Raw genomic sequence first — 8,994 nt, 5'->3', positions numbered from 1 at the left:
TATCATCAGGAATTGATATTCTCTCCAAATCGCCTATTTTAACGCATCAAATAAAATTAATTTATCATTAAAATTCAATTAATTAATTAAAATTTAACTCTGATTTTATAAGTAAATATGCTTATATTTACTTTAAATTTTTGCATATTACTTTTTAATCGCAAAAAATCACTTAGCCACAAAAAAGATTAATTGGTAAGAATATGGGTAAATATCGATATAAAATAATTTATTTTTACAACAATCTTGATATGAAAATAATATCAATATTTAATTTCACATTTTTAATCGCAAAAAATAAATTAATATAAATAAGTAAACAGTAAGAATAACTCTCCAAACTACAATTTTATTACGCAAGATACTGATTGATTATTACGCCCCTTTTATCTCTTGCGTAAAAACCTTTTTAAGTATTTTCGGGAAATAAAGGAGAATATGTATTGTTAGGATTTTTTATGTGAGGGTGGTAGCAAACGACTTTTACGACGCCTGAATATTTTCGCTGAGGTTTATGATTTGCTTAACGTTGATGCTGTTTTGCAAATATTTCGCAGAACCAGTCTATAAATACCCGGACTTTAGGTGATAGGTACTGCCGGTCAGGGTACAAAATGGAAACGGGTTTAGTTACGGTTGCATAGTCAGTTAATACTTCTGTCAGTTCGCCGGACTGGATATGGGGTTCCAACGCAGTACTCAAAGCATGAAGTATACCCAGACCAGCCAGACCGCAAGATAGCAGCACATCTGAATTGTTAACTAACATGCCGCTTTCTGGTCGTCGCGAGATAACTTCCCCATTCATTTTGAACTTCCATTCCATAACTTCACGGCTGTGTTCACTAAAAAAATTAACGGCTTTGTGTTGCACGAGATCATCCGGCGTCAAGGGAATGCCGTATTTTTCCAAATATGATGAAGCAGCACAGGTAGCCATACGAATATTACCCACACGGCGTGAGATAAAACTTGAATCATCAAGTTCCCCCAGACGAATAACACAGTCTATCCCTTCTGAAATCAGATCCGTTATGCGGTCCGAAGCGGTGAGTACAACTTCAATTTGAGGGTAGATAGCCTGAAATCCACCTAAAGATGGAACTAGGATAGCGTGCGTCAATGCCAGTGGAGCATCGATACGAAGACGTCCGCGAGGTGGTTGACTCGGGGAAACAGAAGCCATCATTTCGTTGACGTCGGTTAGCAGTGCTTTTGCTCTTTGATAAATTTCATCTCCTTCCACCGTCATACTCAGGCTACGCGTAGTGCGATGCAGCAATTTAACGCCTAAATCATCCTCCAGTTGTTGTATGGCTTTACTGACCGCAGGACGATGTAACTGTAAGGCATCAGCGGCTTTAGTGAAGCTGCGTAGCTCGGCAACATGAACAAAAACATTCATTAACTCGAGCATGTTAGAACGCATATCTTTTATTCTCCGCAGGAAAATCCCACCCACTGATGACTGATATCGGAGATTATACCCCAGCCGGATTGTTTCCCTTGCAATAACACTGAAGTAATTTTCTATGGCTTTTTCCCACAGGCATCCCTCTTTATCATTGCCGCATCTTACACATACAAAGTGGAAACGACAGAAAATGAAAGCATGGTTATTGAAAGATTTCGGTCTAGAAAATTTGCAACTTGAAGAAGTTGAGACGCCAACGCCGGGGCCAGGTGAACTTTTGATTAAAGTGGGTGCGGTTTCCCTGAATTTTAGAGATAAGGCGATTGTGGAGGGGTTTTATGAACCTCATCTGGTTCCCAAAGCACTTATTCCTGTTTCCGATGCGGCGGGAACCATTGTCGCTGTTGGTGAGGGGGTAACCCGCTTCAGCACAGGCGAACGTGTTAATTCACATCTGTATTCACGCTGGTTAGACGGTGAGCCTGCGGCCGATGAGCCGGCGTGGTGTATGGGGATGCCACTACCTGGTGGCCTAGCAGAATATATGATCATTCATGAGAACAGCGCAGTCAAAGCCCCAGAAAACATGACCGATGAGGAAGCCTCAACACTCCCTATCGCAGCGCTGACCGCATGGTATTCCCTGATGGATATCGGCAACCTGCAACCCGGACAAACGGTTCTAATACAAGGAACGGGGGGAGTATCTGTTTTTGCTGCACAGATTGCACATGCGTTCGGTGCACACGTCATTGCGACGTCCAGTAATGATGCCAATCTTGAGCGTATTAAGTCACTGGGCGCCGATGAGGGGATCAACTATAAAAAGTATCCCGACTGGGAAAAGAAAGTCCTTGAGTTGACCAATGGTAAAGGAGCTGACATTACGGTAGAGGTTGCCGGAGGCAATGGCATTAATCAATCGGTTGCCGCGACAAAAGTTGCCGGTACTATTGCTCAGGTCGGCTTTCTGACTGGCCAGACATCTCAGCTTGATCTGATGCCAATGATTTTCCGCCAGACGACTATCCGTGGGATTGCTGTTGCACCACGTTCATCATTTGATCGTATGAACCCGTTCCTCGATCAGCACAATATCAAGCCGGTGATTGAGCAGATTTATAATTTCAGTGAGGCGGTTGAAGCATTCAAACACCTTTCTCGAGGTGCATTCGGTAAAATCGTCATCAAAATTTCTGACTGATAGCAACGCTTTTTTCTCCCCCTGAAAATTTGGCAGGTCATTGCTGACTGCCAAATCTCATGCGCCAAAGAAAGTAAATAATTTATTTTTCATATAGTTATAAAACTAATTTCTATATGTACACCCTTTAGCATACGAAAACTAAGCTTAGCGTACGTTTTCGTTCTATTGGCCTTCATGCCCCTCAACGTGCATTTAACATATTGTTTCATCATATTCGCCTTAAAACCTCTGGAAAATATGTCAACGTTATTTAGGACGGGTCAAACAAACAATAAAAGGAGCCAATTGGCTCCTTTCATGTTTTTGCTGACTGGATCCGACAATCCGCTAACTACACGTCCAAGTTAGCAACCTTCAGCGCATTTTGCTCGATAAAGGCGCGGCGAGGTTCAACCTCATCCCCCATCAGCGTAGTGAACAGCTGATCGGCAGCAATCGCATCTTTAATCGTTACTTGCAGCATACGACGTCCTTCAGGGTCCATAGTGGTTTCCCACAACTGCTCTGGGTTCATCTCTCCCAGACCTTTATAGCGCTGAATAGATAACCCACGGCGTGATTCCTTAACTAACCAATCAAGAGCCTGCTCGAAGGAGCTCACTGGCTGACGGCGCTCGCCACGCTCAATAAAGGCATCATCTTCAATCAAACCACGCAGTTGCTCACCCAAGTGGCACATCTTGCGATATTCACTGCCCAATACAAAATCAATATTCAGGTTGTAATCCGTGTCTACACCATGAGTACGGATACGAATAAGCGGCTCGAAAATAGCCCGCTCGCTGTTTTCCTGAACCAGAGCAATATAAGTACTGCCATGTTGCTCTTTCTCATTAAGAATATTAACCAGCGATTCAACCCACCCCTGAGTTTTAGCCTTATCAGCCAAGATTTCTTCACTCAGTGTCGACTGGTAGACCAGTTGATTCAGCAGTGCCAACGGTGTACGACGTTCCATGCGCTTGAGCATCTTCTGGACGCTGTAATACTCTGCGACCAAACGCTCCAAAGGCTCACCCGCTAACGCAGGAGCCTGTGGGTTCACAAACAATGAAGCACCATCTAACGCGGTGGTGATCTGGTACTGATCCATCGCTTCATCATCTTTGATGTACTGCTCTTGCTTGCCTTTCTTCACTTTATACAACGGTGGTTGGGCAATATAGATATAGCCACGCTCAATCACTTCCGGCATTTGACGATAGAAGAAAGTCAGTAGCAGGGTACGAATGTGTGAACCATCCACGTCAGCATCGGTCATGATAATGATACTGTGATAACGCAGCTTATCCGGGTTGTATTCATCACGACCAATACCGCAGCCTAACGCAGTAATCAGGGTTGCCACTTCTTGAGAAGAGAGCATCTTGTCGAAGCGTGCTTTCTCAACGTTGAGGATTTTCCCTTTCAGCGGCAGAATCGCCTGATTTTTACGGTTACGTCCCTGCTTGGCAGAGCCGCCCGCGGAGTCCCCTTCCACTAAGTAGAGTTCAGACAGTGCGGGGTCTCGTTCCTGACAGTCTGCCAGTTTACCCGGCAGACCGCCTAAATCTAATGCCCCTTTACGACGAGTCATTTCACGCGCTTTACGTGCCGCTTCACGAGCACGCGCTGCATCGATAATTTTACCTACCACGATTTTGGCATCGCTTGGGTTTTCCAGCAGGTAATCAGACAGTTTTTCCGCCATGATGGATTCAACAGCAGATTTAACCTCTGAGGAGACCAGCTTATCTTTAGTCTGTGAAGAGAATTTCGGATCTGGCACTTTAACCGACACCACAGCAATCAGGCCTTCACGGGCATCATCACCGGTAGCACTGACTTTGGCTTTTTTGCTGTAACCCTCTTTTTCCATATAGTTATTCAGCGTGCGGGTCATTGCAGCACGGAAACCTGCCAGATGAGTACCACCATCACGCTGTGGAATATTGTTGGTAAAGCAATAGATGTTCTCTTGGAAACCATCATTCCACTGTAGAGAAACTTCTACGTTGATACCGTCTTTTTCACTCTGATGCGTGAAATAGAATACGGATGGATGAATCGGATTTTTATTGCGATTTAGGTATTCTACGAACGCCTTGATGCCGCCTTCATAATGGAAGTGGTCATGCTTATCATCGCGCTCATCATCCAGTTTGATAGAGACCCCGGAGTTCAGGAACGACAGCTCGCGTAAGCGTTTAGCCAAAATGTCGTATTGAAATTCAAGGTTAGTAGTGAAGGTGTCTGGACTAGGCCAAAAACGAACGCGAGTACCGCTTCTATCCGCATCGCCTACCACTTTCAGAGGTGCTTCCGGCACACCACCGCGATAGATTTGCTTATGGGTTTTACCCTCACGGTCGATAACCAGTTCCAGTTTGTCAGACAGCGCATTGACGACCGAAACACCCACGCCGTGCAAACCGCCGGATACTTTATACGAGTTATCATCAAACTTACCGCCGGCATGTAGTACGGTCATAATGACCTCTGCGGCAGAAACGCCTTCCTCTTCGTGAATGCCGGTAGGAATACCACGACCATCATCCTGCACGGAAACGGAGTTATCGCTGTGAATAGTCACAACGATGTCTTTACAGTAGCCAGCCAGCGCTTCGTCGATTGCGTTATCGACAACCTCAAATACCATGTGGTGCAGACCGGTACCATCGTCGGTGTCACCGATATACATGCCTGGGCGTTTACGTACCGCATCCAGACCTTTTAAAACCTTGATACTTGAGGAATCATATGTATTCGACATTAGCGTTTCTCGCTCACTATTAATCCTGTGGTTGATGCTCTATTTTGCCATGTTCTACAGAGAACATCTTGCCCTTTTTGTCCATCATATCAGCGATCTGTTCAGCACTAACGGCGCTGACAAAAACCTGAGCGCCAGTGGCTTTTAAACGATCTGCCAACAGTTTGCGGCGATGGACATCAAGCTCAGAAGCAAAATCATCGATAAGATAGAGGCAACGGCGTCCACTCTGGCGAGTTAGAAACTCCCCCTGAGCTAAACGCAGTGCACACATCAATAATTTGAGCTGGCCACGCGACAACAAATCTTCCACCGGCGTTCCATCGGCACGAATACGAAAATCTGCTTTATGTGGGCCCACTGACGTATAAGTCAAAGCCCGGTCACGCTCAAACTGCCGCTCAAGAAGCTCACCATAGTCACTCTCTTTATCCCAACCGCGCTGGAAGGAAAATGACAGGTTGAACTCCGGTAAAAACTCAGCACAAGTTGCGGTAATATCCTGTGCAATTGCTTCTGCATACGCTGCACGCCATTCACTAATACGCATCGCCAGCGGGATGAGTTCCTGATCCCACGGACGAATTTGCGAATAGCGATGGGTTTGACGCAGCGCTGCGTTTCGCTGTTTCAGCAATCGTCTGAGATTGCTCCAGCCATGAAAAAAGTGTGGCTCACTATGAAAACAGCCCCAGTCTAAAAATGCTCGCCGAAATTTAGGACCACCGTTTAATAGAGTGAACCCTTCTGGCGTAATTAACTGAATGGGTAATAGTTGGGCTAGCTCAGAGACTTTATGGTCATCACTGCCATCAATACGAACTTTAGTATCACCAAGGCGGCTTTTACGTAACCCAACCGATAACTCCCGTTCATTACCGGCTATTCTACCATGTAATACGAATTCTTGCTGCTCATGACGAACAACTCGCCCAGTTTGCAAGCTACGAAAGGCGCGACCATGACCGAGCGTGTAAACTGCTTCCAGTACGCTAGTCTTGCCGCTGCCGTTAGGGCCGACAAAGAAATTGAAGCCGGCGGACGGTGCGAGATCCGCCGATTCGATATTGCGGAAGTCATTGATCAATAAGCGGGTTAAAGCCATTCAGTGGTACAGTAGCCCCGCTTATAGACGCATTGGCATAACAACATAGGCCGCGCTGGTGTTAGCACAGTCTTCTATTTGTACACTGGATACTGAGTCGGTTAGCAGTAAACGCACATCTTCACACTTAAGCGCGTTCAGCACGTCCAACACATAGCTAACGTTAAAACCGATTTCCAGATCGGTACCGCCATACACCACATCCAGAATCTCTTCTGCTTCTTCCTGCTCTGGGTTATTAGCAGTGATTTTCAGTTGATTCTGATTCAGATACAGACGCACGCCGCGGAACTTCTCATTAGAGAGAATCGCCGCACGAGCAAATGCCTGCTTAAGCTCATCACAGTTAGCTTCCAGTGTTTTATCCGGATTTTTTGGCAGTACGCGGCGATAGTCAGGGAAACGACCATCAACCAGCTTGGAGGTGAAAATAAAGTCACCAACGTGAGCACGAATATTGTTGCTGCCAATTTGCAGACGCAGATCGCCATTGCTGCTATCCAGCAATCGTACCAGCTCGAGCACCCCTTTGCGCGGTACAATCACATCGTGAGGAGGTAGTTTCTGGCCCACTGACATTGAACACACGGCTAAACGATGACCGTCGGTGGCTACCGTACGCAGCTCTTCATCTTCAGTTTCAAACATCATGCCGTTAAGATAGTAACGAACATCTTGATGTGCCATAGAAAACTGGGTCGCTTCAATTAAGCGCTTCAACGTAGCTTGAGGCAGCGTAAACTCCACTTCACTCTTCCAGTCATCCAGATTCGGATAGTCTGCCGCGGGCAGAGTAGAGAGAGAGAAGCGGCTACGGCCTGACCGAACCAGAATGCGATCGTTTTCCTGAGTGATACTAATTTCTGCACCGTCGGGCAACCCACGACAGATATCAAGGAATTTACGCGCTGGAACAGTAATCGCTCCTGGCTCATGAGGCTGAGTCAGCGTAATGCGAGCAACCATCTCCATTTCGAGATCGGTACCGGTAAGTAACAGATAACCGTCTGTAACTTGAATCAGAAGGTTACCAAGAATAGGCAACGTTGGGCGGCCACCCAGCGGGCTGCTGACTTGCTGCAGCGGCTTAATTAAATGTTCACGGTCAATGATAAATTTCATAAGCGTTATGATGATAATGTTCTGATTAAGTTAGAGAAATCTTCTTTGATGTCGTGGCTTTCCTCTCGCAACTGTTCTATTTTACGACAGGCGTGCAGCACGGTGGTGTGATCCCGGCCGCCAAACGCATCACCGATTTCCGGTAAGCTATGGTTGGTCAACTCTTTAGCCAATGCCATCGCCATTTGGCGCGGACGGGCAACGGAACGGGAACGCCGCTTAGACAACAAATCAGCGATCTTAATTTTGTAATATTCCGCTACCGTTTTTTGGATATTATCTATAGTAACCAGCTTTTCTTGCAGCGCCAATAAATCCCTCAGGGCTTCACGCACAAAATCAATGGTAATGGCACGCCCAGTAAAATTAGCATTGGCGATGACTCGGTTTAATGCCCCTTCTAGCTCCCGGACATTAGAACGTAGGCGCTTGGCAATAAAAAAAGCGACTTCTGCTGGCAGTCGGATATCGTTCTCATCCGCCTTCTTCATCAATATAGCGACTCGAGTTTCCAACTCTGGAGGCTCAATGGCTACCGTCAACCCCCAGCCGAAGCGGGATTTCAGACGATCTTCGACACCATTAATCTCTTTCGGGTAACGGTCAGAGGTAAGAATAATTTGTTGGTTACCTTCCAGTAACGCATTAAACGTATGAAAAAACTCTTCCTGTGAACGCTCTTTATTAGCAAAAAACTGAATATCATCAATGAGTAATGCATCAACAGAACGATAGTAACGCTTAAACTCTTCGATGGCGTTATTTTGTAATGCTTTCACCATATCCTGAACAAAGCGTTCAGAGTGCATATAGACAACTTTAGCATTCGGCTTGCGCTCAATAATGCCATTGCCTACCGCGTGTAACAGATGGGTTTTACCCAGCCCAGTTCCACCATATAAAAATAGTGGGTTATAAGCCCCGCCAGGATTATCTGCAACTTGACGAGCTGCAGCTCTAGCCAGTTGGTTAGATTTACCCTCAACGAAATTATCAAATTGATGTTTAGGATTCACACCTGAACGATAAGAGAGCTCCGGCTGTGCCGAAGTACTTTCCCAACTGGGGCGAACTGCAGCAGGACGAGCTGCACTGGTTTGCCCGTTTCCATTGGTATTCACTTTTGCCGGACGACCGACCGGCGCCGGTGGTTTAGTACCCACCTCAAAACGCAGTTGGGGCACATCAGTACCGCAGAAGTCATTCAATAATGCATTAATATTATTTAGATATTTATCGCGAACCCAATCCAGAACAAATCGGTTAGGTGCGTAAAGGGCGAGTGTATTGTCACTCAGTTCCGCCTGTAACGGACGAATCCACATACTGAATTCTGTGGCAGGTAATTCATCTTGCAGTCGGGCAAGGCACTGCTGCCAAAGAGAAAGTGACAC

Annotated in this window: 6 protein-coding genes; 1 reads left to right on the top strand and 5 read right to left on the bottom strand. The window is 46.0% G+C overall.

What is annotated here, in order from left to right; translation table 11 throughout:
• Positions 1-523: 523 nt before the first annotated feature.
• A complete protein-coding gene (locus tag HYN51_RS00030) occupies positions 524-1,429 on the bottom strand; it encodes a LysR family transcriptional regulator (protein ID WP_108900969.1) in 906 nt (301 codons plus the stop codon).
• 175 nt (positions 1,430-1,604) lie between these two features.
• Between HYN51_RS00030 and HYN51_RS00025 the strand changes: the two genes are divergently transcribed.
• Complete coding sequence (locus tag HYN51_RS00025) at positions 1,605-2,618, top strand: zinc-dependent alcohol dehydrogenase family protein (protein WP_108900968.1); 1,014 nt, start codon at positions 1,605-1,607, stop codon at positions 2,616-2,618.
• Between the two features lie 334 nt (positions 2,619-2,952).
• Here HYN51_RS00025 and gyrB read toward each other — a convergent pair whose 3' ends face one another.
• From gyrB to dnaA, 4 genes are read right to left on the bottom strand one after another with little or no spacing between them, the layout of a single operon-like run.
• The gene (gene gyrB, locus HYN51_RS00020; RefSeq protein WP_108900967.1) at positions 2,953-5,373 is read right to left on the bottom strand and encodes a DNA topoisomerase (ATP-hydrolyzing) subunit B; all 2,421 of its coding nucleotides are present in this window, start codon (positions 5,371-5,373) and stop codon (positions 2,953-2,955) included.
• Positions 5,374-5,392: 19 nt separating this feature from the next.
• Complete coding sequence (gene recF / locus HYN51_RS00015; protein ID WP_108900966.1) at positions 5,393-6,478, bottom strand: DNA replication/repair protein RecF; 1,086 nt, start codon at positions 6,476-6,478, stop codon at positions 5,393-5,395.
• A gap of 21 nt (positions 6,479-6,499) precedes the next feature.
• Positions 6,500-7,600: a DNA polymerase III subunit beta gene (gene dnaN, locus HYN51_RS00010; protein ID WP_108900965.1), complete on the bottom strand. Its 1,101-nt coding sequence runs from the start codon at positions 7,598-7,600 to the stop codon at positions 6,500-6,502.
• Between the two features lie 5 nt (positions 7,601-7,605).
• Complete coding sequence (gene dnaA / locus HYN51_RS00005) at positions 7,606-8,994, bottom strand: chromosomal replication initiator protein DnaA (RefSeq protein ID WP_108900964.1); 1,389 nt, start codon at positions 8,992-8,994, stop codon at positions 7,606-7,608.

Source organism: Limnobaculum parvum (assembly GCF_003096015.2).
GTDB classification, from domain to species: Bacteria; Pseudomonadota; Gammaproteobacteria; order Enterobacterales; family Enterobacteriaceae; genus Limnobaculum; species Limnobaculum parvum.
Note: the sequence above shows the minus strand (reverse complement) of the source record. Positions and strands in the feature narration are given on the sequence as shown.